The sequence below is a fragment of the Carnimonas bestiolae genome, assembly GCF_051251145.1.
Taxonomy (GTDB): domain Bacteria; phylum Pseudomonadota; class Gammaproteobacteria; order Pseudomonadales; family Halomonadaceae; genus Carnimonas; species Carnimonas bestiolae.
In genome coordinates, this window is sequence record NZ_JBPCZK010000003.1 from 228,033 (window position 1) to 252,943 (window position 24,911).

Genomic DNA, 24,911 nt, shown 5'->3' on the forward strand with positions numbered 1-24,911 from the left:
AAGCGAAAAAACAAATACCCAATTTCATAATTCAGATTGAAACCAGAGTTTCAGTGCTTCACGCGTGCCAAACACCGCCGCAGCCGCGCCATGAATCACTACGGTCTGAGCCAATGCCCACGAAAAAGGGCGCCGAAGCGCCCTGAGTCATAAAGCCATGAAGTGCCGCTAACGAAAGGCGCAAACAGCGTTCGGTGCTGCTCGACCTCGTTGGCTGATTGGACGTTTTTAAACGCCCAGATAATCCAGAATGCCCTCAGCGGCCTTGCGACCTTCGTAAACGGCCGTCACCACCAGGTCGGAACCGCGCACCATATCGCCGCCGGCAAAGATTTTCTCGTTGCTGGTCTGGAAGGCGAAATGCAGGTCGCGTTTCAGATCGTGCTCAGCGGCCACCACGCGCCCGCGCGCATCAATTTCGACGCTGTGGTCGTTAAACCAGTCGACCTCGCTGGGCTCGAAACCGAAGGCCACCACAACAGCATCGGCATCGACGACTTCTTCCGAGCCCGGGACTACCTCTGCGCGACGACGCCCGTTGCTATCCGGCTCGCCCATTTGGGTGGTCGCCAGTTTGACGCCACGCACCCGCCCCTGCTCGTCGCCGATCACCTCAATGGGCTGACGATTGAACAGAAACTCAACCCCTTCCTCGCGCGCGTTTTTCACTTCGCGACGCGATCCGGGCATATTGGCTTCATCACGCCGGTAGGCACACATAACGCTGTGCGCGCCCTGCCGAATCGCCGTGCGGTTGCAATCCATCGCGGTATCGCCGCCGCCCAGCACAATTACTCGTTTACCCTGCATCGACACATAGCCCTCTTCCGAGGTGTCGAAACCAAGGTTGTGGTTGATATTGGAGATCAGGTAATCGAGCGCTTTATGCACGCCATGCAACTGCTCGCCGGGGAAACCGCCTTCCATATATTTGTAGGTGCCCATGCCCATGAACACTGCGTCGTATTCAGCGATCAGTTCATGCATGTGGATGTCGCGGCCTATCTCGGTATTAAGGCGAAATTCGACGCCCATCTCCTCGAGCACCTTGCGACGCCGACGAATCACCTGCTTTTCAAGCTTGAATTCAGGGATACCGAAGGTGAGCAGGCCGCCAATTTCCGGATAGCGATCAAACACCACAGGCGCAACGCCGTTGCGCACCAGCACATCAGCGCAGCCAATACCCGCGGGCCCAGCCCCGATGACCGCGACACGCTTACCGGTCGGCACCACTTTCGACATGTCGGGGCGCCAGCCCAGCGCGAAGGCGGTGTCGGTGATGTATTTCTCTACCGAACCAATGGTTACCGCACCAAAGCCGTCGTTAAGCGTGCAGTCGCCCTCGCACAGCCGGTCCTGCGGACACACGCGGCCGCACACTTCAGGCAGCGAGTTGGTCTGATGCGACAGCTCAGCCGCTTCCAGAATCTGCCCTTCCGAGACCAGCTTCAGCCAGTCGGGAATATAGTTGTGAACCGGACACTTCCACTCGCAGTAAGGGTTACCACACGCCAAACAGCGATGCGCCTGAGAGGCCGCTTCATTCGCGCGGAAAGGCGCGTAAATTTCACTGAACTCGCGCGCGCGCGTGCGGGCGTCCTTCTTCTCGGGATCACGCCGTCCGACGTCGAGAAATTGAAAATTGTTCGCTAAACGTTGTTGCGCCATGGGATGTCTCTCCCTTGTCAATCTGCCCCTCGCGGACAGACCTCACCAATTCGGTTGGGCGCGCCACACCGCGCCCGTGATGTATTGCTGCGCTACGCGGCGCTGCGGCTAGGAAGTCTTAGCAGCGACTTGAGACTGGATGCCTTGGGTTTGACCAGCCAGAAGTTGCGCAGGAAGTCATTGAACTCAGCGAGAATGTGCTGCCCCCACTCGGAGCCGGTTTCCTCGACATATTCCTGAATCACTTCGCGCAGATGGCGGCGGTGCGCTTCCATTTCCTCGGTATTGATACGGCAGATTTCGACCAACTCATGGTTGTAGCGATCGACAAACCCGCGATCCTCGTCGAGCACATAGGCGAAGCCGCCGGTCATGCCTGCGCCGAAGTTCACGCCGGTACGGCCCAACACACACACCACGCCGCCGGTCATGTATTCACAGCCGTGATCACCTACGCCTTCGACCACCGCGTGAGCCCCCGAGTTACGCACACCAAAACGTTCGCCCGCCTGACCTACTGCGAACAACTTGCCGCCAGTGGCGCCGTACAAACAGGTGTTGCCGATAATGGCACTTTCCTGCGTGATGCAGCGGCTGCCAGCGGCTGGCTTGATCACCAACTTGCCGCCGTTCATGCCTTTCCCGACATAGTCGTTGGCGTCGCCCTGCAGGTACATTTCCAGGCCAACCGCGTTCCACACGCCAAAACTTTGCCCAGCGATACCGTCAAGGTGCACCTTGAGCGGCTGACGCAAGCCTTGTTCGCCGTAGCGTGAGGCGATTTCACCGGAAATGCGCGCGCCCACTGAGCGGTCACAGTTATTGATGCTGAAGCTGAACTCACCGCCTTCACCGCTTTCGATAGCAGAGCGCATGGCGTCGAGCATCTCAGCGTTTTTAGCGCCGGGATCGTGCGGCTGGTTGCGGTGCTGAGTGCAGTACTGAGGCGCATCAGCGGGAATATGGTCGTTGTGCAGCAGCCGGCTGAGATCGAGCTGCCCATGAGCAGGCGTTTCGCCCTCGATTTGCTCCAGCAGATCGGTGCGACCAATCAGCTCAGCCAGCGTGGGCACGCCCAGCGATGCCAGCAGTTCGCGCACTTCTTCAGCAATAAAGCGGAAGTAGTGCTTGACCATTTCGACGGTGCCGCGGAAGTGCTCTTCACGCAGCCGCTCATCCTGGGTTGCGACGCCGGTAGCGCAGTTGTTGAGGTGACAGATTTTCAGGTACTTGCACCCCAATGCGACCATCGGCGCGGTGCCAAAGCCAAAGCTTTCCGCGCCCAGAATCGCCGCCTTGATGACATCGAGCCCGGTTTTCAGACCGCCATCGGTCTGAAGTCTGATCTTGTGCCGCAAACCATTGATACGCAGCGACTGATGCACCTCAGGAAGCCCCAGCTCCCACGGCGACCCAGCGTGTTTGATCGAGGTCAGCGGACTGGCAGCGGTACCGCCGTCGTAGCCTGATACCGTGATCAGGTCGGCATAGGCTTTGCCTACCCCAGCAGCGATAGTGCCGATACCGGGCTCGGACACCAGCTTCACCGATACCTGCGCAGATGGGTTAACCTGCTTCAGATCGAAAATCAGCTGGGCTAAATCCTCGATTGAATAGATATCGTGGTGCGGCGGCGGTGAAATCAGGGTGACGCCCGGCACGGCGTAACGCAGCCGCGCAATCAGGCCGTTTACTTTGGTGCCCGGCAACTGCCCGCCTTCACCCGGTTTGGCCCCCTGGGCAACCTTGATCTGAATAACTTCGGCGCTGGCCAGGTAGGCCGGCGTAACGCCAAAGCGCCCTGAGGCTACCTGCTTGATTTTTGAATTCTGAATCGAGCCATAGCGCTGCGGATCTTCGCCGCCTTCACCGGAGTTCGAACGACCGCCGGTTTCGTTCATCGCTTGCGCAAGGCTGGCGTGCGCTTCCGGCGACAGCGCGCCAAGCGACATACCAGCACTATCGAAGCGCGGCAGCAGTGCCTCGATCGGCTCGACTTCCTCGAGCGCAATCGGTTGGAGATCCTTTTTAAGCGTCAGCAGATCGCGGATGGTAGCCACCGGACGCTCGTTAACCAGCCGTGCGAACGCTTTCCACTGCTGATAGTCGCCGTTTTGCACCGCCAGTTGGAGTGTTTTCACCACGTCGGGGTTATAGGCGTGGTATTCAGCGCCGTGCACATACTTGAGCAGACCGCCATGACGAATGCCTTTGCGCTTGATATGGGCTTCGCGGCTGAGCATCTGCTGCTGCAACTGCAGCTCTGCAAAGCCAATCCCGCCCACTCGCGACGCCATGGCGGGGAAGCACAGTTCGATCACCTCATCGCCCAGACCGACACCTTCAAACAGCAGCGAGCCGCGATAGGAAGCAACATGCGAGATGCCCATCTTGGAGATGATCTTAAGTAGCCCTTTTTGCAGCCCCTTACGGAAATTCTCGCGCAGTTCGGCCGGATCGCCCTGCAAGTCGCCGCTCTGATGCATTTCGTGCATCACCTGATACGACAGCCACGGATACACCGCCGTTGCGCCTGCACCAAACAGCACTGCCATTTGATGGGAATCACGCGCAAAGCCGGTCGCGACAATCAGGTTGACGTTGGGGCGCAGCGCCAGCTTACCGAGGTGTGCGTGCACCGCTCCCACTGCCAGCGCGGCATGGATGGGCAACTGACCTTCGCCAAGCTCGGCATCGCTTAATACCAGAATAACCTTGCCATCACGCGCGGCCTGTTCGGCCTGCTGACACAACGCTTCGATCGCGCCACGCAGCCCGGTTTGCTCCGGGTCATAGCTCATCGACAGCGCCGCACTGGCGAATGCCGGATCTTCAAGCGACGTCAGCGCGCTAAACTTGCGCGGCGACAAAATCGGTGTAGTGAGAATCAAGCGGTGCGCGTGATCGGGTGTGGCTGTAAATAGATTGCGCTCAGCCCCCAAGCACGTTTCCAACGACATCACGATCGACTCACGCAGCGGGTCGATAGGTGGGTTGGTCACCTGGGCAAATTTCTGCCGGAAATAGTCGGTAAGCAGCCGTGGCTGGCGCGACAAAACTGCCATCGGCGTGTCATCGCCCATCGAGCCGACCGCTTCCTGACCAAACTCAGCTAGTGGTTTGAGCGTTTGATCGCGCTCTTCGAAGCTCACCAAGAAGGTTTTCTGATAGGCCAGCAGTTCTTCACGCGGAATCGGCTCGAACGGCGCCAATTCGGTCAGAGCGGACTCAAGATAGTGAGCGTTATCGCGCAGCCAGCGTTTGAACGGCCATTCGGATTTCAGCCGGTTACTGACGTCATCGGTATGCAGTACTTCGCCGGTGTGGGTATCCACCGCCAATATCTGGCCCGGCCCTACTCTGCCCTTGGCGACCACCAGCTCAGGAGCGACCGGATTAACGCCGACTTCCGATGCCAGGGTGATAAAGCCACGCTCGTCGATAACCCAACGCGCGGGACGCAGCCCGTTGCGGTCAAGCGTACAGATAGCGTGACGCCCGTCAGTGATGACGATACCCGCCGGCCCGTCCCAGGCTTCCATGTGCATCGAGTTGAATTCATAGAATGCTCGCAAATCGGCATCCATGGTCTGCATGTTTTGCCATGCAGGCGGCACCATCAAACGGATAGCGCGGTGCAGCTCCATGCCGCCGGTAAGCAGCACTTCGAGCATGTTGTCCATGCTCGATGAGTCTGAACCTTTGGTGCTGACGATTTGCTCAAGCTCACCCAGCTCGGGCAGCAGTTCGCTTTGAAAACGCTTGCGACGCGCATTCGCCCAGCTACGGTTCGCTTCGATGGTGTTGATTTCGCCGTTGTGAGCAAGAAAACGGAACGGCTGTGCAAGCTCCCAACGCGGCGCAGTATTGGTAGAAAAGCGCTGGTGAAATACGCAGATGGATGCTTCCATGCGCGCATCGTTGAGATCGCGATAGAAGGTAGGCAGGTCAGCCGGCATCATCAGCCCTTTATAGGAGATGACCTTGGGCGACAGCGAGCAGACATAAAACTCTTCGTCGTCGGCCAACTGCTGCTCGGCAAGACGGCGCGCCATGAATAGATCAACCGCAAACAGCTGATCGCTTTCGCGTCCTTCAGCGGGGCCTACAAACAGATGGCGGATGCGCGGCAGGCAAGCCAGTGCGATGGGGCCACACACGCTGGCATCGATATCGACGTCGCGCCAGCCGTGAAGGATTAGCCCACGCTTCTCAAGCTCGCGTTCAAATACCTCGCGGGCGTGGTTTTCGCGCGCATCGTCGTCGCTGAAAAACAGGCTGCCCACAGCAAACTGCTCGCCCAGCTCAACACCTAGCGTTTCACGTGCGATGTCGCGCATGAAGGCTTTAGGCATAGAGAACAACAAGCCACAGCCGTCACCAGTTTTACCATCAGAGTTGATGCCGCCACGGTGGGTCATACATGCCAGCGAGCCAATTGCTGACTGCAATAGCTCGAAACTTTGCTGCCCTTCCATATGGGCGATCAAGCCAAAGCCACAGTTGTCACGGAAATCACTGGGCTGATACAAACCCTCGTTCATGAAACGCCCCTCGAGATACTTGTCACCGAAATCAAACGAGAGTATTTTTATTGGTTTTCTCTCAAAACCGTGAAAACGGTGACAGCAGCCTCTAGCGCCACCTTTCCAGCGGGTGGAAGAGAATAGCGGTGATGCTCACTGGCGCGCAATAACCTTATGGTTATCTGAAACACAGTAAAATCCGCCACCGCCCCTTCCTGAAGCACGCCTTCTGTATAAAACATCCTATTTTTCAATTAGATAAATACGACTAAGCATCCTGTACCCAGGACAACCTTGGGCCAATTTGAGCCCAAATTAGTTATGCAAGTTTTGCATACCCCATGCAAATAACATAACTACGCATCGTGCAACGACGCATCCCTCGATAGCCCTCTCGACACATGGCATCAGACGGTATTCGTCTATCGATAAGCAGGAGCCAAGACGAGCAGGCGTGGCCTGTTAACGTGCATCGCAGCAGCAGGAAACGGTGCCGATACCAACAAAAAAGCCTCGCTAAGCGAGGCTTTTAGCGGGCCAAACCGCTTTGACTCAGGGCAACGATCTGACATGTGGCTATATAGCTATATGACCACGACGTTATTGGGGCAAGTTAGCGCGCGGGTAATCGTTGATCATCTGCGCCAGCGCTTTTTCATCAACTTGATCTTCTACTCGCGCTTTGCCCAGTGCGTCGAGCAATACCAGCCTGATGCCGCCGTCCAGGACTTTCTTATCGTGCTTCATCAGCTCGATAAAACGTTCGGCACTCATGTTGGTGGGCGCTTTGATGGGCAAGTGGGCAGCGCTAAGCACCTGCTCAACGCGCTGCACATCAGATTCGTTGATATCGCCACAAAGCTGCGACCACTTGGCAGCCATTGCCATACCGGTACTAATGGCTTCGCCATGCAGCCAGTTGCCGTAACCCTGGTGGGTTTCGATGGCATGGCCGAAGGTGTGTCCGAGATTGAGCAACGCACGAACGCTCTGCTCGGTTTCATCCTCAGCGACAATATCAGCCTTGGTGCGACAGCTGGTGATGATGGCGTGATTGAGAGCGGCAGTATCCAACGCCAAAAGAGCATCGATATGCGTTTCCAGCCACGCAAGAAAATCACTGTCGCGGATAAAGCCGTATTTGATGACCTCGGCCAGGCCCGCTGAAAGCTGGCGCTGGTCAAGCGTATTGAGGGTATTGGTATCGATGATCACGGCACGCGGCTGCCAAAAAGCACCGATCATGTTTTTGCCACGCGGATGGTTAACGCCGGTTTTTCCGCCTACCGATGAATCCACCTGCGACAACAGCGTGGTGGGCATCTGAATGAAGCCGATACCGCGCTGATAGCTGGCCGCAGCGAAGCCGGCCATATCGCCGATAACACCGCCTCCGAGGGCGATAATGGTAGCGCGTCGATTAAAGCCCGCCGCCATCAGGCCATCCCAGATCTTCTCGAGATACTCGATGGATTTGTACTGTTCACCGTCGGGAAGAATAACCTCTGCCACCTGATAATCACCTAGCTGCGCCTTCAACCGCTCAAGGTACAGCGGCGCGATGGTCTCGTTGGTGACGATCATTACCTGACGGCCGGCGAAGTGCTGAGTATAAAGCACAGGCATTTCAATCAGGCCTGCGCCTGTATGAATGGGGTAACTGCGTGAGCCTAGCTCGACCGTCAGGGTTTGCATTACTTAGCCTCTGTTGTGAAACGAGTGTTATCAAATCGCCGCGCTTGGCGGCACCGTGCCGAGGATATTCGCGCAACTACGCGCACGACTGGCGCTATACCGTCGATCGTTCGCGCTGTTCTATTTGGCGTTTGATTTCCATTACCACGCCCTTTGGCCCGCGCCGCTCGGTATTAATGATTACGTGTGCTGCTTCTCTATATAGCGGCTCGCGCTCGTGCATGAGCTGGCGCAATTTCGCCGCCGGATCAACGCACTGTAGAAGCGGGCGATTACGGTCACGGGCAGTACGTTTGAGCTGGTGTGCAACCGACGTTTTCAGGAAGATCACCAGCCCGCGTTGATGCAACAGCTCACGGCTGCGCGGATGCGTAATGGCACCACCGCCTGTTGCCAGCACGATGCCCGGCTGGCCGGTCAGCTCATCGATCACCGCTGCTTCGCGCTGACGGAAACCGCTCTCCCCTTCCAAATCGAATATCCACGGGATATTGCAACCACAGCGCTGTTCTATTTCGTGATCGCTATCGACGAAGGGCCGCCCCAGCTCAGCGGCTAGCAGGCGACCTATGGTGCTTTTGCCGGTGCCCATTGGACCGACCAGAAAAATATTGGGTGCGTCTTGCATGACATCACTACTCATTAGCGAACCCCTGGCCGCGCGGTGATTTATCGGATTGCACTCCGTTCAACCGGTGCAACTGTTCTTCACGCGCTGGCTACCAGGGCGCTCTCTCTTGTTCGATGATACTGGGGGTAATAAACACCAGTAGTTCGACCTGCTCCTGTGCACGTCCCGCCGACGTGAACAGCCTGCCAATTCCCGGAATATCGCCAAGCCAGGGAATTTTGCTCAGGTTGCGGGCCTGTTCTTTGGTCAGGATACCGCCAAGTACCACCGTTTCGCCATTCTCAACCATAACTCGCGTGGTAATACGGCTGGTATTGATGGCAGGCAGCCCGTTAAAACGGTCGGCGGCAACGCTATCGTTTTGGACATCGACGGTCATGACCACGGTATCCTGCGCGGTAATATACGGCGTGACATTGAGCGCCAGCACCGCGTCGCGAAATGAGGTGCTGGTCGATCCGTACGACCCGGCTTCCTGATACGGCACTTCCTGCCCTTGCCGAATCGATGCCTGCTCGCGGTCTAGCGTCATGATACGCGGTTGCGACAGCGTATGGCTGATGCCTTCCTGTTCCAGCGCGGTTAGCTCAAGCCCCAACAAGGTGTTTTTATCGAGGAAGCCAACCCCAGTGCTGGCACCGGTTGCGTTACTGCTACCCAAATCGATGCCGATTCCTAGAAATGGGCCATGGCCGCTGTGCTCGGCGGTGTTTCCAGCGCGCGGCGCGGTGATCGCCGCGCCACCACTTCCGCCAGCCGCTCCCCAGCGGATTCCCAACTGACGCGCCAATTGCTCGCGCGCGATGACTATTTTCGCCTCTATCTGGACCTGCCGCAGCGGGTGATCCAACTGCGCGATCAATGGCTCGATTTGCGCCAGTCTTGCTTCGGTATCACGTAGCACCAGCTGATTAGAGCGCTTGTCGAAACTAATGCTACCGCGCTCCGATAATAGCGCGCCGCTCTCTTTGCCTTTTAGCACTTCGACGATATCACTGCCGTTCGCGTAGCCAAGCTTCACTACTTCCACCATCAACGGGCTGCGGTCGTCTTCAGCATTAGCTTTGGCGCCCCGTTGGGTGATCACTAGCGCATCCCCCACCTGCTGAGCGTCGAGGCCATGACTGCGCAGAATCATGTCCAGCCCGTTACGCCAGAAGGTGTCCTCAAGATGCAGGGTGACATCACCTGCCACCTGATCTTCTATCAGTAAATCGATACCACCTGCCGCGGCCAGTTCCAGCAACGCGGCGCGTACAGGAAGCTGCTGAAAATCAACGCTGACTCGCCCGTTGGCTGAGGTGTTATCAGGTGACTGCCGCGCAATGGGCATGGCATCAATGCGCTGAATGCGCGGCTCTGCCTCTCGTGGCAAGTCAGCGACGATAGGCGTCAGGAGGATGTTAACGTGCTTACCATCCTGCTCAAGCTGCGCAATGTGCGGCGACTCAAGCCGTGCCATTAATTGGCTGCCGCCCGGCACTGCAGCGACCGATATCCATTTCAGCGCCCCCTTCCCTTCCCGCTTGAAGGCAAGCCGCGTGCGTGTGCCGTTCATCCGCAGCAGCGTTCGGGTCGGCTGCCCCAGGGAAATCGTCTCAATGGCAGGGGGTGGTGCATCGAAGGTGAGCGCAATTAACAGCGAGTCGTTGCGCTGCTGCCAGCTAACGTCTTCAAGCGTAGCGGCATGCGCGCTACCCATTGCGATGAGCGATAACAGCATAAAAGCGATTAGACACTTCATGGCGCGATACCCCGCGGGGCCGGCGTTAGCAGAATCTGCTCGCGCTGTTGATCGGCAGCGCCCAAGGTGAGCGTTACGCCCTGGGCGGATATGGCGCTCACGTTGGCAGCTTCGACACCGACCTTGTCACCACGCCGAACGCGATACACATGGCCGGTTTCCGACTCGAGCAATGCGAAGTGCCCTTTTGCGCTGCGCCAGAGACCACGAAATTGCAGGCTTCCGACCGGCTCGGTATCTAGCCCCACACCCGAGCGAACCGATGCCACCTGCGATTGGGCGGGCGGTTCGTGCTCACTGGTTAGCTGCTGGATAATCTCCTCAGCGCGTAATGTTTGCGCTTCAGCTTTCGTGCCAAGCGTTTCTCGATCGACATCGGTAGGGGGAGTGAGCAAATCCCACCGAGCGGTGAGATAAAGCGAGAACCGTCCGCTCTGCTGCGCTTCGATGCGGTAGTCAGTGCTGTACCAGGCCCCAAGCTCGCTGGAAATTAATAGCAACCGCGCAAGCGCCGCCAATTCGCCCTCTACCACCAGCGTTAGGGTGCGATTGCCCTGCTCTCCGGATACCTCTGCCTGACGAATCTGCACGCCGCTTGCATCGGCTAGCGCTGCAAGTGCGTCGAGCGGTTTGGAGGGCGTGGCGAGCGTGGGATACCAACTCTTCGCAGGGAGCGGTGCGGCTTGGCTCAATTCCAGGTAGCGCTGATAAGAGCGCTGTAGATCCACATTTTGCTGAAGCGCGAGACGCGCAGACTGTGCCGCCAAACGCCATAGTGGCAGTTGCTGGGCGGCAAGCAGCGCTGACCCCACTACCAATACCGCCGCAGCGGGCGCGAGAACAACGGTGCTGCGCAGCCATTGCGGCCACGATAGCGGATCGCGCCATTCCCAGGCATGCTGATTCGGAAGGCGATAAGCGCGCTGACATATCGCGCGCGGCGATACCGATAGCAATTGCCCTATCTGCCGCCACCCAAGCCCGCCGCTCATGGCTGCGTGCTTCGCATAGATGTCGCTGTACTGTCAGCCTCGCTGCGAGCGAGCCGAATTCGGGTAAAGCCGCCATCTTCTGCGCGTCGGTCGAGCACCTCGATAATCGCCTCAGGCTCGCGCTGCTGCCACTGACGTGCAATCTCGGCGGCGTCGGCGAGCTCCAGTCCTAGCGACATTTCCCAGCGACCTTCGCTGAAGCGCACTTGTTTAAGCGCTTCCAGAGCCGCTGTCTGAGTGCTTAGTAGCGACCACAGCAGCAATTGACCGTCGCGGAAGTTCAGCCAGCCTTGGTAGCGTCCCGCTTCCGTTTGGCGCGCTTGCAGCTGCTGTTCGAGGCCCGGCAGCGCAGCTCGCCACTCAGCATCGAGCACTTTTGAGCCTGACGAATTTCGCAAGGTGGTCTGGCGATACTCACGATACTGATCAAGCGCTGAAGAGAGCAGCGCCATTGTCAGTCCGCTAAAGATCGCCAGCAGCACCGAGCGCTTCATCAAGCCCATTACCACACGACGACGCGCGTCAGTCCGCCAGGCCAGCAGATTGACGTGGCGTGTGCTTAGCACTTTCCTGCCCTTACCAGAGAACGTGAGCTCGCAGCGTCGTTGGCGAGCGCCAGCGCAACCACACTCGTTCCGTCCAGCGATGGGCCAATGCCCGAGGCAGGTGATATTCGCCCCATATCGAAAGGTGCAAAACGGTGACCAGTTGCGTGCGTTAATTGCTCGATAGCGGTAAGGAAGGGCTCACCTGCCACGCTGATAACACAGGTGCCTAACTGAACTGCCGCTTGCTGTAACAAGACGTTAAGCGTGCGATGCTCCTGCTCGGGGCTGTTGTCGCTGGCAGTAGCAACAAAGCGCTGTTCGGTGCCGCTCGCCAGCAGCTCGTAACAGCGACCGCGCCGCCAGCATAGCCAGCCGCCCTCTGCTTCGCGAACGATAGAAGAAAAGACGATGCACTCCGGCACCACCCGCAGCTCAGCAGAGGTTGCTCGCACAACGGCTGATTTAAGCGCATCCACCGTGCTGCGACGACACACCACCAGTTCGCCGCGCCTGCCGCTAACGGCGCTAGCGTTTCTTTCTTCTCCGACAAGATAAAAATCATGGCAGACATCAACGCCCAATTGCCGCCCCAGCTGTTCGGCACGCGTCGCTGAAAAGCGCTCTATCTGCAGCATCGTAACGCCGCTCGGCACATCAAATGGCTCGCGAAGTACACGTGCTCCTGAGATCGCAACCGAGACGCTGCTCACGGGCAACTGACGATGATAGTGACCCAGCAGTTGGGACAGTTGAGCAAACTGGTGAATTTCATCATTTGCAGTAGCAACGCGGTCAGCTAGGCTAGAGAGAATCGAGTTGCCGTGTCGGATCAGTTGAACCAGCGCAATCTGATGCTCTTCAAGCGCCACACCAACATCGCAGCGCAGGGAACCAGCGCGCTGAAAGCGGTGTCTGATGGTACTGGCCAGAGAGCTGCCAAACGCTTGGTAACTATCACGCAACATGCTGACATGCTTTATCACTGGCTCCTCCAAGGCGCGCTACTTATAATGCGCGACTGTTTTCAGACGTTTTGCATCGATTCAACATCTCAGGCGATGCTGCCCGAGATGCGAATATTCTTACGTATCGCCCGCCCGCGGCTGGGTTCGGCGGCGTTTCCCACCAGCGATGGGCTGTTTTGAATGAAGTTGATTAAACGCAGCATCTTCCACCTGTTCTGGCTGTTCGTATCCGTTGCGGCAGCCGTACTGCTAGCCGTTGTGGCGGCCAGCATCTACTTTTCGCCAAGCCTTCCCGACGTTAACGGGTTGCAGCACTATCAACTGGCGACGCCTCTGCGCATTTACACTGAAGATCACAAGCTGATCGGTGAGTACGGCGAACAGCGGCGTAAAATCGTCAAGTACGATCAAATTCCGTCCACGCTGGTAGACGCCTTTGTTTCCGCTGAAGATCAGGAATTCTTCCATCACAACGGCATCGACCCTAAAGGGTTGGCACGTGCTGCTGTCGAGCTGGCAGGCAGCGGCGAAATACGCTCGGGTGGCAGTACCATCACGATGCAGGTGGCACGTAACTACCTGCTAACGCTCGACCAGACCTTCGCCCGTAAAATCAGGGAAATTCTGCTCGCCCTGCAGATGGAGCGAATCCTTAGCAAGCAGCAAATCTTCGAGCTGTACGTGAACAAGATTTACCTGGGCCAGGGTGCTTATGGCGCCGCCACTGCGGCCGAGGTGTATTTCGGCAAGTCGCTGGATAAATTGACCCTGCCGGAAGCCGCGACCATCGCTGGACTGCCCAAGGCCCCCTCTACGCTGAACCCGATTGCCAACCCTGAGCGCTCGCTGATTCGTCGTAACTGGATCCTGCTGCGCATGCGCGATCTCGGCTACATCGATGAAAATCAGTACAAGGAAGCCATTCAGGCCCCCATCCACGTGCGCCCCGCTCATCATCGCAATGAAGTCGAGGCTCGCTACGTGGCAGAGATGGCGCGCCAGTACGCGGTATCCCGTTTTGGTCGCAAGGCATACACCGACGGCTATTCGATCACTACTACGCTGTCCAGCAAGGATCAGAAGGCTGCCCACAGCGCCTTGGTCGATGGCTTGATCGCTTACGATGAACGTCACGGATGGCGCGGCGCGGAGCGCAAGGACATCGCACCTACGCTGACCCAGAAGAAAGGAAATGCCGATCATCGCGGGCTTGAAGAAGAGCTTTCAGCTTCGCCGGAAGTGGCCGAAACCGCTCATCAGGCAGCCGAACGCAGCTCCACCCGCATCAAAGGCATCGACGAAGACGTTTCCAACTGGGTGAACGTGCTACGCGGCACGCCTGAACTTGGCCCGCTCGAACCGGCTATCGTGGTAAGCAGTGAAGGCCAGCAGATGCGCGTACTGCGACGTGATGGCGAATTGGCCACCATCGGCTGGAACGATTTGCGCTGGGCGGCACGCGGCGGCAGTTCGGCCTCGCGTATTGCGTCGCGTGGCGACATGGTTCGGATCATGCAGCGCGGCTCCGGCGACAACACGCGCTGGCGTTTGTCTCAGGTGCCCACGGCAGAGGCTGCTATCGTGGTACTCGACCCCAATAACGGTGCTATTCGAGCCCTACAGGGCGGCTTCAGCTTCTCTAAATCAAGCTTTAACCGTGCGACCCAGGCACGCCGTCAGCCAGGCTCAACGTTCAAGCCCTTCATTTATCTGTCGGCGCTTGAAAACGGCAACATGACGCCTTCCACCGTGATCAACGATGCTCCCATCGTGCAGGCACAAGCGGGCGGCAAAAACTGGCGTCCTGAAAACGACAACATGAGCTTCAACGGCCCTACCCGCCTGCGCGTTGGCCTCTATCGCTCGCGTAACCTGGTTACCATCCGTGCGCTGAATTCGACCGGTATCAATAAAACGCTCGATATGCTGGTCAACATGGGCTTTTCACGTAACCAGTTGCCCGACGGACTCTCACTGGCGCTGGGCAGTGCTTCGCTGACCCCGCTGGAGATGGCCCGCGGCTATGCCGAAATCGCCAACGGCGGTTTCAAGGTGATCCCCTGGTACATCAGCAAGATTACCCGAGGTCAGAACGGTCGCGACAATCTGCTGGATGAGCCGACCCCGCCCGTCGCCTGCCGCGACTGCGATGAAGGCACCACCAGCGTTGAAATTGATGGCCGTACTTATCCAGTCGCCGAGCGAATCGCAGATCCTGCATCGATTTACCAGGTTCAGGACATGATGAAAGACGTTATTCGCAAAGGTACCGGCCGTCGTGCCCAGCAGCTAGGCCGTGATGACCTGGCGGGTAAAACAGGTACCTCCAACGATCGTCGCGATGCGTGGTTCTCAGGCTTTAACTCTGGCCTGGTATCGACTGTTTGGGTGGGTAACGACAACAACACCAGTGTGCGCGAATTTGGCGCTCAGGCTGCCCTCCCCATCTGGATGCAGTTTATGGGACAGGCGCTGAAGGGTGTGCCCAGTCAGAATCCGCCGCAGCCCGACAACATTGTGACGCGACGCATCGATCCGCAGTCAGGACTGCTGCTGCGCGACGGTTCGCCGGGTGGGCTGCCTGAGATTTTCCGCAGCGACAATCTGCCGGGATATCAGCAACCATCGGTCAGTCCTGACCTCGAGGACAGGTCAGGTTCCCAGGGAACCGGGTCCTATGACTCGATCTTCTGATCACCCTAGCAGAGCGCCGGAGCCTACAAGGCGCCGGCGCTCTGCTTTGGGCATGCGGATTGCTCCAGGCGTGTTGCTGGCACTGTCAGGTGCCGTTCAAAGCAACGCTTGGGGCGATATTGTCAGAGACTACGACATCCCCACCGGTAGTGGCGCTAACAGCGGCACCTATAACGGCAACTATTCGCCTATTGCCGACTTCTCTACCTTCGTGCCGCCCAAAAATACCGATGATTTATTCAAGGGCAGCGTGCAGTTCGGGCTGACCGCCGCCAGCGGCAATGACACCACCCATACGCTCAACGGTAGGACCAATCTCAATTGGTACAATCTGCCGTGGTCGTACAATCTTTATGCTTACGCCTACAGCTCGGCCAACAAGGATGAAACTACCGCCGAGCACTATGTAGGGGCAGCGCGCATGCGCTATGACCTTAACGACGACAGCTATCTGTTCAGCCAACTGCGTCTCACCGTCGATCGCTTCAGCGGTTACTCTAACCAGCTAACACTCGCGGGCGGTTATGGTCGCCAACTGCTGAACAGCGAACACCAAAACCTGTCCATCGACATGGGGCCTGGCGTACGTCGAGATGCCTTGGAGCAAGGGGCAACCAAATACCGCGCGCTGGGCTATCTGGGCTTCGACTACACCTACGAATTCACTGATACCGCGAGCTTCGAACAACGTGCTTCTGCTGAAGCGGCGGGCATTGACCTGACCATACGTACCGAGACATCACTGAAGTTAGGCATGAGCGAGAAGCTGAATCTGCGCTTGGCGTATCTGGTCAACTACACCACCAACCCGCCCCCCAAGGCGGACTACACCACTGACACCACCACCACCGTCAGTCTGGAATATGCGCTCTAGGCGAGCGACGCATAAACGTTCGAGACACCGCCAGACCGAATCAGCGCCGTCGAAACGCTAACGTTTGGGAATTACCGTGCAGGAAGTCGCGAGAATGGTTGAGGCGTGCTGAGCGTCGCACCGCCGTGCGCACGTTTTTCAGACAACTAAAAAGCTCCGCGCGAGGCGGAGCTTTGGGTACCGCAGCCCGGAAATTCCGGGCTCAGCCTTTAGGAACGCTTCATGGCAGCGCCGAAACGCTTGTTGAAACGCTCTACGCGGCCACCGGTGGTCGCCTGTTTCTGCTTGCCAGTGTAGAAAGGGTGGCAGTTGGAGCATACGTCCAGGTTAAAGCCTTCGTTGGACGTAGTATGAACGTCGAACTTGGCACCGCAAGAGCAGCTAGCGGAAACAGTGTGGTATTCGGGATGGATTGACGCTTTCATGAGAAACCTCGCGAAGCATGCCGCTGCCTGATCAAGTTAACTGCGCGGAATGATCGTCGCGCCTTGCCAGGTACCGCACACAGAATAGAAGATAGAGATACTCTACACCGGCGGCGATAATGCAATGGCTTGCCACCGGACGAGAGCCGCGTATTCTAGCAGCACATTTGTATTGAGGCCAATTCTTGTCACACGCTCGCCCCGCAACGCCCTCCGGCAGTACCGCCAACGTTTCGCCCGTTCTGCGCGTGGCCGTGCCTTCACCACTGAGAAAGCTGTTCGACTATCTGCCCGCCCACGAGGCTCCTGAAGAAGGCTGGGTAGCGGGTGTCAGGGTGCGGGTACCATTCGGCAAGCGTGAAGTGGTAGGGATCGTGGCTGAAGTAGCCAGCGACAGCGAGTGGCAGCGCGACAAGCTCAAGCAGATAGTCGAGTTAATTGACCGCACGCCCCTTCCCACGCAATGGCTGTGGCTGTGCCGATTTACCGCACGTTATTACCAGCATTCTTTGGGCGACACCTTTGCCCAAGCGATGCCGGTGTTACTGCGTCAAGGGCGTCCGCTGGAAGCACGCACCCGAGAGCGCTGGCACTGCACCGACGCCGGCCGCGTTATCAGCGATGCCGACATGGGACGTGCGCGCAAGCAGACTGAACTGCTCAAGGTACTTCGACAGCACCCTGGTGGCGTTGTTACCTCTGCCATTCTGGCCCACGGCTTCAGCCGCGATCAGCTCGATCGATTAACCGCCAAAGGTTTGATCTCGTCCACTCTTGAGCCACTTACTTGTGCAGAAGCGAGCACAGGGCCAGTGCTGGCCGAACCATCTCTCACGCTTAACCGCGAGCAAGGCACCGCACTTGCAGCGCTGAGCCAGCAATTGGGCACCTTTTCGCCTGCACTGCTGCATGGCGTTACCGGCAGCGGCAAAACCGAAATTTACCTGCAGCTGATCGAAGCGGTACTCGCGCGCGGCCAACAAGCGCTGGTACTTGTGCCCGAGATTGGACTAACGCCGCAAACCTTGCAGCGCTTCAAGCGCCGCTTCAACGTACCGGTGGCGATGCTTCATTCAGGGGTCAGCGATGGCGATCGGCTTGATGTGTGGGAAGCCGCTCGCGCCGGTCGAGCGCGAGTGGTGATCGGCACGCGTTCCGCCGTGTTCACGCCGATGGCCGCGCTGGGCGCAATTATTATTGACGAAGAGCACGATACTTCCTTCAAGCAGCAGGACAATCTGCGCTACCACGCGCGGGATTTAGCATTGGTACGGGCGCATCGAGAGCAGGTACCGGTGGTGCTGGGCAGCGCCACACCGTCGTTGGAAACACTTGCTCACGCATTGGCAGGTCGCTATCTGCACCTGAAACTAACCCAGCGCGCCGCCAACGCCAGCTTCGCCCAACTGGAACTGACCGATATTCGCGTCAAACAAAAGCGCGGCGGCCTTGGCGAAGACGCGATGCAAGCGATCGAGCAGCATTTGGCACAACAGCATCAGGTGCTGGTGTTTATCAATCGCCGGGGATTTGCCCCTACGCTGGCCTGCCACCAGTGCGGGCATATTTTCGATTGCCCTAACTGCGATGCACACATGACGCTGCATCGCTCTCCCGCTCAGTTGGTGTGCCACCATTGCGAGCACGTGGCCGCGCTACCCGATGCCTGTCCTGGCTGTGGCAGTGGCGACCTGCATCCGTTGGGCAGCGGTACCGAGCGCACCGAAGAAACGCTGGCGGCGCGCTTTGCGAACACCCGAATCCTACGCATCGACCGCGATAGCACGCGCCGCAAGGGCGCCATGGATGAGGCGCTGACCGATATCAGAAGCGGTGAGCCTTGTATTTTGGTGGGTACTCAAATGCTCGCCAAAGGGCACCACTTCCCCCATGTAACGCTAGTGGTGGTAGTAAACGCTGACGGCGGTCTTTACGGCAGCGATTTCAGAGCACTGGAGCAAAGCGCGCAGCTGCTTACCCAAGTGGCCGGACGCGCTGGGCGCGGTGCTCGCCCTGGCCGTGCGCTGATTCAAACCATGCACCCCGATGATCCCAACCTGCGGCTCTTGGCGAACGAAGGCTATGATGCCCTCGCGCTACAGCTACTCGAAGAGCGGCGCAGCGCACGGCTACCGCCCTACCGTTTCCTCGCCTTGCTGCGCGCGGAAGGTGCTCAACAGGCAGCGGTTGAAACCCTGCTTGCCGATGCCGGCCAGCAACTTCGGCAATGGCTAGGCGACCAACAGCTCGCGGTGGATTGCCTGGGGCCGGTGCCCGCCCCCATGGAACGTCGCCAGAATCGCTATCACGCTCAACTAATGCTGCAAAGCGACAAGCGCAGTTTGCTGCATACCGCCACCGACTGGCTGATCCAGTGGCTTGAAAAAGCCCCCGATGCCCGTCGCGTCAGGTGGTCGATCGATGTTGACCCGATCACCCTGAGCTAATCCCGTCAGTACTTGAGAGCGCCGCAGCGCTGGCCCATAATAGCCAGCCTTAACGAATTTTTACCTCGTGTTGCGCCCCCTTCCGACTTCGCGGTCCGGCAGCGCTTCCAGCCCGATAATGGTCTCCTTCTCATGAAAGAAACGCTCCTTGAGCTTCTGAATCACGCCCTCGCAACGCTCAAGAGTGAGGGTGTGCTACCCGCCGATCTCAATGTCGACATCCGCATCGATGCCACCCGTGACAAGTCGCACGGCGACTACGCCACCAATCTGGCGCTGGTGCTGGCAAAACCGGCCGGCAAGGCGCCGCGCGAGATTGCCGACGCCTTGGTCGCCGCCCTGCCAGAATCGGCTGCCGTCGAGAAGGTAGAAATCAAGGGCCCAGGATTTATCAACTTCTTTGCCGCTACTTCTGCGGCGGCCGAAATCATCAAGCGTGTGTTGAACGAAGGAGAAGCCTTCGGCCGCAGTGATCACGGTCAAGGCGAGAAGGTCCAGATCGAGTTTGTTTCGGCCAACCCTACCGGCCCGCTGCACGTGGGCCACGGGCGCGGCGCGGTAGTCGGCGACTGTATTGCGCGCCTGCTCGACGCCACCGGTTATCAGGTTACCAAAGAGTTTTACTACAACGATGCCGGTGCCCAGATCGTTAATCTGGAGCGCTCGGTGTCGGCGCGTATCAAAGGCCTCGAGCCAAGTGATCCGGCGTGGCCCGAAGATGGCTATCGTGGTGATTACATCAAGGACATCGCGCGAGACTACATGCAAGGCGTTACCGTCCGCGCCGATGATCGCGAAGTGACCGCCAAGGCAGACCCTGACGACAGCAAGGCCGTTAGCGACTTCGCGGTGGCCTACCTGCGTCGCGAACAGGATCTCGACCTGAAGGCGTTCGACGTGAAGTTTGACGTTTACTTCCTTGAATCTTCGCTCTACAGCGACGGCAAGGTCGAAAAGACCGTCGAACAGCTCGTCAACAATGGCCACACCTATGAGTCCGACGGCGCGATGTGGCTGCGCACGACCGACTTCGGTGACGACAAGGATCGCGTGATGCGTAAGCGCGATGGCTTTTACACCTACTTCCTGCCCGACGTCGCTTACCATTTCGATAAGTGGCAGCGCGGCTTTACCACCGTTATCGATGAACAGGGCGCTGATCACCACTCTACCGTGACCCGCGTACGCGCCGGGCTACAGGCCCTCGATGCCGGCATCCCCGAGGGCTGGCCTGAGTACGTGTTGCATCAAATGGCGATGGTGGTGCGCGATGGCAAGGAGGTTAAGCTCTCCAAGCGCGCCGGTAGCTACGTCACCCTGCGCGATTTGATCGACGAAGTGGGCCGCGATGCCACCCGTTACTTCCTGGTTGCGCGCAAGGTTGATTCTCAGCTTACCTTCGACATCGATTTGGCATTGGCGCAGTCCAACGACAACCCGGTGTATTACCTTCAGTATGCTCACGCGCGCCTGTGCAGCGTGTTCAAACGTGCCGCTGAAAACGACATACCGTTCGATGAGCAGATTGGCCTTGCGCATCTCGATCAGCTGACCGAGGCGCGTGAGAAAGACCTGCTTAATCGTCTCGCGGCCTATCCCGAGCAGTTGGCGCGTGCCGCGCATGCCCGCGAGCCGCATCAGGTTGCGCAATACTTGCAAGAGCTTGCGTCGGACTTCCACTCCTTCTATAACGCTGTCAAGGTGATGACTGACGACGAGAACCAGCGCAATGCACGCTTGGCACTCTGTAAAGCGGTTCGTCAGGTGTTGTTCAACGGTTTGAATCTGCTGGGCCTGGGTGCTCCGGAGGAGATGTAATGCCACCACGCCAATCCAATCAGGGGCGTCGCCCTAGTCAGGCACAGCAACAGCGTCGTGCCAACGGTGGACATCAAGGCAATAATGCACGCCGCGGTGCGTCTCAGCACTCTGGTGGAGGCTGGCACATTCCCGGCTGGGCGTGGATTATCATTGGATTGGCGGTAGGCGTGATTGCCACCAAAGTGCTGATGGGCGGCTCTGGCTCAAGCGATCATAGCGACGATGCCGCTATCGTAACGCGCCCGATTCCTACTAATGATAGTCAGCAGCAGGATGCAGCCAAAGGCAGCGCTTCCAAGGGCGACGAGTCCAAAAACAGTGCGTCCAGCCAGCAGAAAGGCGACAGCAGCGGCAAGCAGCAGGCCAATAGTCAAAGCGCCGATGATGCCCAGCAGCAGAAAGAGAAGGATCGTATGCCATCCTTCGAGTTCTATACGCTATTGCCAAAATCTGAAGTTATCGCCCCCTCCGATCCGAAAGGCGATGACACCACCATCAGCACCCCGCCACCGACGCCGACCAAGCACCGCGCTAACAACGAGCAGGCGGCCAGCACCAATAGCAGCAGCGAACGCCAGCAGGCTAACACTAACCAAAGCCGTAGCCAGCAGCAGTCGTCCGATCTTGGCGGCGCGCGCTACCTGCTGCAGGCAGCCTCTTATCGCAACCGCTCCGATGCCGACACCATGGCGGGCAAGTTCCGCGACCTCGGGCTAGTGACCCAGGTATCGCAGGTAAAAACCGGTGATGGCACCACCTGGTACCGCGTTCAGGCTGGGCCCTATAGCACTTCCGCTGAGCTGTCACGTGCGCGCGATCTGATGAAAGCGCGTGGCATCGAGCCGCTTACGCTTCGCCAACGTTAATGGGCAGCGGTCATGCCTGATAGCGATGTGTTTCACAAAAGCGATCAACAGGCCGACCCAGCGCTATTTGCCACAGAGGCCGCCGGGCTTGAGTGGTTGGCCGAAGCTCAAGGAGCGCGTGTTGCCCGCGTGATTGCCCACAGCGCCACCTCGCTGACGATCGAGCGCATTGTTCCCGGGCAGCCCGACCGCGCCAAAGCGCACGACTTCGGTATAGCGCTGGCGACCACCCACGCGGCGGGGGCTCCAGCGTTCGGCGCCAAGCCCCCCAATGCCCCCGGCCCACAGGGCTTTATCGGCCCAACCGGTTCTCCCCTCCCGATGGCATACGGTGACTGGGCCAGTTGGGGCCGCTTCTTCGCCGAAGCACGCGTCCTCCCCTTCCTGCGCATGGCGCGCGATAATGGATCACTCGACGCAGCTGACGCTCGCACCATTGAGCGAGCGGCCGCACGGCTGACCGCTGGCGACTTCGACGACGATAGTGGGCCTGCGCGTATTCACGGCGATCTTTGGAGCGGCAATCTGCTATGGAGCGATAGCGGCGCTGTGCTGATCGATCCCGCTGCGCACGGTGGTCATCCGCTGGACGATCTGGCCATGCTCGGGGTGTTTTCAGCGCCGTTTATTGATGACATCTACGCGGGCTACGAGCACAGCACCGCTCTACCTGACCAGTGGCGTCAGCGGCTCCCCCTTCATCAGCTCTATCCACTGCTGGTGCATGCGGTGCTATTTGGCAGCGGCTATGGCACGGCCGCTGCACGCGCGGCGCAGCGTTTCGTATAACCGCCACTTCCCCGATAGCATCCTGGCCGGATGCCAAATGCCATTGGCACTTTCCCACATCGCTCTCTCTTGATTTCCCCCTCGGCTGCCCACACCTAGCCACAAGTAACGCATCGCACAAGCAGCGCCCACGGCATGCTCGGCGATGCATGGCGCTACCGCAGCTTATCGCACGTCATCGCAGGCGGTAGTGCTCACCCATTCACCCTTTGTTGGTTTCGCCAACGGCATACCACCAAAGCAGATGAGAGAACCGCATGACCACGATTGTATCGGTGCGCCGAAATGGCCAGGTCGCGCTGGCCGGAGATGGCCAGGTATCGCTAGGCAATACCGTGATGAAAGGCAACGCTGCCAAGATTCGCCGCTTTCACAAAGGCCAGGTATTGGCCGGATTCGCCGGCGGCACGGCGGATGCCTTCACCCTGTTTGAACGTTTCGAAGCGCAGCTCGACAAGAACTCGGGCAACCTTACCCGCGCCGCAGTGGAGCTAGCCAAGGAGTGGCGCACCGACCGTGCGCTACGCAAACTCGAAGCCATGCTGGTAGTGGCCGACAAAACGGCATCGCTGATTATCACCGGCACTGGCGATGTACTTGAGCCAGAGCACGGTATCGCTACCATCGGCTCGGGCGGTCAATTCGCGCTGGCGGCGGCACGCGGCATGCTTGAAAACACCGAGCTATCTGCCGCAGAAATTACCGAGAAGAGCCTCAGTATCGCGGCTGATATCTGCGTATTTACCAACCACAACATCAAACTGGAAGCGCTGGACTGATCCCATGGCACAGATGACCCCTCGCGAAATCGTAACCGCCCTCGATCAGCACATCGTCGGCCAGGCAGAAGCCAAACGCGCCGTTGCCATCGCGCTGCGTAACCGCTGGCGCCGCATGCAGCTGGATGACGATCTACGCGGCGAAGTAACCCCCAAGAACATTCTGATGATTGGCCCAACCGGGGTAGGTAAAACAGAAATTGCCCGCCGCTTGGCCAAGCTGGCCGGCGCGCCCTTCCTCAAGGTAGAAGCAACCAAGTTCACCGAAGTGGGCTATGTCGGCCGCGATGTCGAATCGATCGTGCGTGATCTGGTCGAGATGGCTATCAAGCTGGTCCGCGATCAGGCCAAGGAAGAGGTCAAGAACAAGGCCGAAGATCAAGCCGAAGAGCGCATTCTGGACGCCTTGCTGCGCCCGGCCCGCGGTTCTGAATACGACAGCGGCGGCAGCAAGGACAGCAACACTCGTCAGGTTTTCCGCAAGAAGCTGCGTGAAGGCGAACTGGACGACAAAGAGATAGAGATCGACGTTACCCCTGCCGGTCAGAACATGGAAATCATGACGCCACCGGGCATGGAAGAGATGGCCAGCCAGTTGCAGAACATGTTCTCCAATATGAACAAGCAGCAGACCGAATCGCGCAAGCTAACGGTCAAGGAAGCCCGTAAGCTGCTGATTGATGAGGAAGCTGGCAAGCTGATCAGCGACGATGATCTGAAAAGCCGTGCGGTCGAAGCCGTCGAGCAAAACGGTATCGTCTTCCTCGACGAGATCGATAAGGTGGCCAAAGGCAGCAATAACGCCAGCGGCGGCGATGTCTCGCGTGAAGGCGTGCAGCGCGATCTGCTGCCGCTGATCGAAGGATCGACCGTATCGACCAAATACGGCATGGTGAAAACTGACCATATCCTGTTCATCGCCTCGGGCGCTTTCCACCTGTCGAAGCCGTCGGATCTGATTCCTGAGCTGCAGGGCCGCTTGCCCATTCGTGTTGAACTGAGTGCGCTGACTCCGGAAGACTTCGAGCGTATTCTCAGGGAGCCTTCGGCATCGCTGACCAAGCAGTACACTTCGCTACTGGGCACCGACGGCCTGAAGATCAGCTTCACTGACGATGGCATCAAGCGAATCGCCGAAATTGCCTATCAGGTCAACGAAGGCACCGAAAATATTGGCGCCCGCCGTCTGCACACCGTGATGGAGCGGCTGCTGGAAGAAGCGCTGTTCGAAGGTGGAGAAATGGCGGAGCAGACCATCGACGCGGCCTATGTGGACGAGCGCCTTGGTGAGCTTGCCCGCGACGAAGACTTGTCGCGCTTTATTCTCTAAGACGCCCCGCTAACATCTTGTACGCCAAGCCCTGACCACGGTCGGGGCTTTTTTGCAGGCGGCTAACGGCAAACCCACTCGCCACATTTCATTTCCTTGTTTCGTCCGTGGCAG

General features: G+C 58.4%; 18 protein-coding genes. 8 read left to right on the forward strand and 10 right to left on the reverse strand.

Going from position 1 to position 24,911, the window contains the following annotated elements; genetic code table 11:
* Positions 1-228 precede the first annotated feature (228 nt).
* From R84865_RS05960 to R84865_RS06000, 9 genes are all read right to left on the reverse strand, one after another.
* Complete coding sequence (locus R84865_RS05960; protein WP_435639100.1) at positions 229-1,671, reverse strand: FAD-dependent oxidoreductase; 1,443 nt, start codon at positions 1,669-1,671, stop codon at positions 229-231.
* A gap of 92 nt (positions 1,672-1,763) precedes the next feature.
* Positions 1,764-6,215 (reverse strand): glutamate synthase large subunit, encoded by a 4,452-nt coding sequence (gene gltB, locus R84865_RS05965; protein WP_435639101.1) that lies wholly within the window; start codon positions 6,213-6,215, stop codon positions 1,764-1,766.
* A 47-nt stretch (positions 6,216-6,262) separates the two neighbouring features.
* Entirely contained in the window at positions 6,263-6,439 is a 177-nt protein-coding gene (locus R84865_RS05970) for a hypothetical protein (RefSeq protein WP_435631113.1), read from the reverse strand.
* A 358-nt stretch (positions 6,440-6,797) separates the two neighbouring features.
* Positions 6,798-7,892, reverse strand: coding sequence for a 3-dehydroquinate synthase (gene aroB / locus R84865_RS05975; protein WP_435639102.1), 1,095 nt, complete (start codon positions 7,890-7,892; stop codon positions 6,798-6,800).
* Between the two features lie 94 nt (positions 7,893-7,986).
* Entirely contained in the window at positions 7,987-8,535 is a 549-nt protein-coding gene (gene aroK / locus R84865_RS05980; protein ID WP_435639103.1) for a shikimate kinase AroK, read from the reverse strand.
* Positions 8,536-8,611: 76 nt separating this feature from the next.
* Positions 8,612-10,267 carry a type IV pilus secretin PilQ gene (gene pilQ / locus R84865_RS05985; protein WP_435639104.1) on the reverse strand — a complete coding sequence of 552 codons (1,656 nt, stop codon included), beginning with the start codon at positions 10,265-10,267 and terminating at the stop codon, positions 8,612-8,614.
* Complete coding sequence (locus R84865_RS05990; RefSeq protein WP_435639105.1) at positions 10,264-11,259, reverse strand: pilus assembly protein PilP; 996 nt, start codon at positions 11,257-11,259, stop codon at positions 10,264-10,266. Before R84865_RS05990 ends, pilQ begins: the two co-directional genes overlap by 4 nt.
* The gene (locus R84865_RS05995; RefSeq protein ID WP_435631118.1) at positions 11,256-11,825 is read right to left on the reverse strand and encodes a hypothetical protein; all 570 of its coding nucleotides are present in this window, start codon (positions 11,823-11,825) and stop codon (positions 11,256-11,258) included. Before R84865_RS05995 ends, R84865_RS05990 begins: the two co-directional genes overlap by 4 nt.
* Complete coding sequence (locus R84865_RS06000) at positions 11,819-12,772, reverse strand: hypothetical protein (protein ID WP_435639106.1); 954 nt, start codon at positions 12,770-12,772, stop codon at positions 11,819-11,821. Before R84865_RS06000 ends, R84865_RS05995 begins: the two co-directional genes overlap by 7 nt.
* Before the next feature lie 180 nt (positions 12,773-12,952).
* On the opposite strand from R84865_RS06000, the gene R84865_RS06005 reads away from it, so the two are divergent.
* Positions 12,953-15,466, forward strand: coding sequence for a penicillin-binding protein 1A (locus R84865_RS06005; RefSeq protein ID WP_435631120.1), 2,514 nt, complete (start codon positions 12,953-12,955; stop codon positions 15,464-15,466).
* 52 nt (positions 15,467-15,518) lie between these two features.
* Entirely contained in the window at positions 15,519-16,340 is an 822-nt protein-coding gene (locus R84865_RS06010) for a DUF481 domain-containing protein (RefSeq protein ID WP_435639107.1), read from the forward strand.
* 209 nt (positions 16,341-16,549) lie between these two features.
* Here R84865_RS06010 and rpmE read toward each other — a convergent pair whose 3' ends face one another.
* The gene (gene rpmE / locus R84865_RS06015; protein ID WP_435631122.1) at positions 16,550-16,765 is read right to left on the reverse strand and encodes a 50S ribosomal protein L31; all 216 of its coding nucleotides are present in this window, start codon (positions 16,763-16,765) and stop codon (positions 16,550-16,552) included.
* A 185-nt stretch (positions 16,766-16,950) separates the two neighbouring features.
* On the opposite strand from rpmE, the gene R84865_RS06020 reads away from it, so the two are divergent.
* From R84865_RS06020 to hslU, 6 genes are all read left to right on the forward strand, one after another.
* Positions 16,951-19,212, forward strand: a complete 2,262-nt coding sequence (locus tag R84865_RS06020; RefSeq protein ID WP_435639108.1) for a primosomal protein N' — start codon at positions 16,951-16,953, stop codon at positions 19,210-19,212.
* 132 nt (positions 19,213-19,344) lie between these two features.
* A complete protein-coding gene (gene argS, locus R84865_RS06025; protein WP_435639109.1) occupies positions 19,345-21,030 on the forward strand; it encodes an arginine--tRNA ligase in 1,686 nt (561 codons plus the stop codon).
* A complete protein-coding gene (locus R84865_RS06030) occupies positions 21,030-21,899 on the forward strand; it encodes an SPOR domain-containing protein (RefSeq protein WP_435631125.1) in 870 nt (289 codons plus the stop codon). The genes argS and R84865_RS06030 overlap by 1 nt, the downstream gene beginning before the upstream one ends.
* A 12-nt stretch (positions 21,900-21,911) precedes the next feature.
* Complete coding sequence (locus R84865_RS06035) at positions 21,912-22,688, forward strand: fructosamine kinase family protein (protein ID WP_435639110.1); 777 nt, start codon at positions 21,912-21,914, stop codon at positions 22,686-22,688.
* Between the two features lie 257 nt (positions 22,689-22,945).
* A complete protein-coding gene (hslV, locus tag R84865_RS06040; protein ID WP_025732436.1) occupies positions 22,946-23,467 on the forward strand; it encodes an ATP-dependent protease subunit HslV in 522 nt (173 codons plus the stop codon).
* 4 nt (positions 23,468-23,471) lie between these two features.
* Entirely contained in the window at positions 23,472-24,797 is a 1,326-nt protein-coding gene (gene hslU, locus R84865_RS06045) for an ATP-dependent protease ATPase subunit HslU (protein ID WP_435631127.1), read from the forward strand.
* Positions 24,798-24,911: the final 114 nt, after the last annotated feature.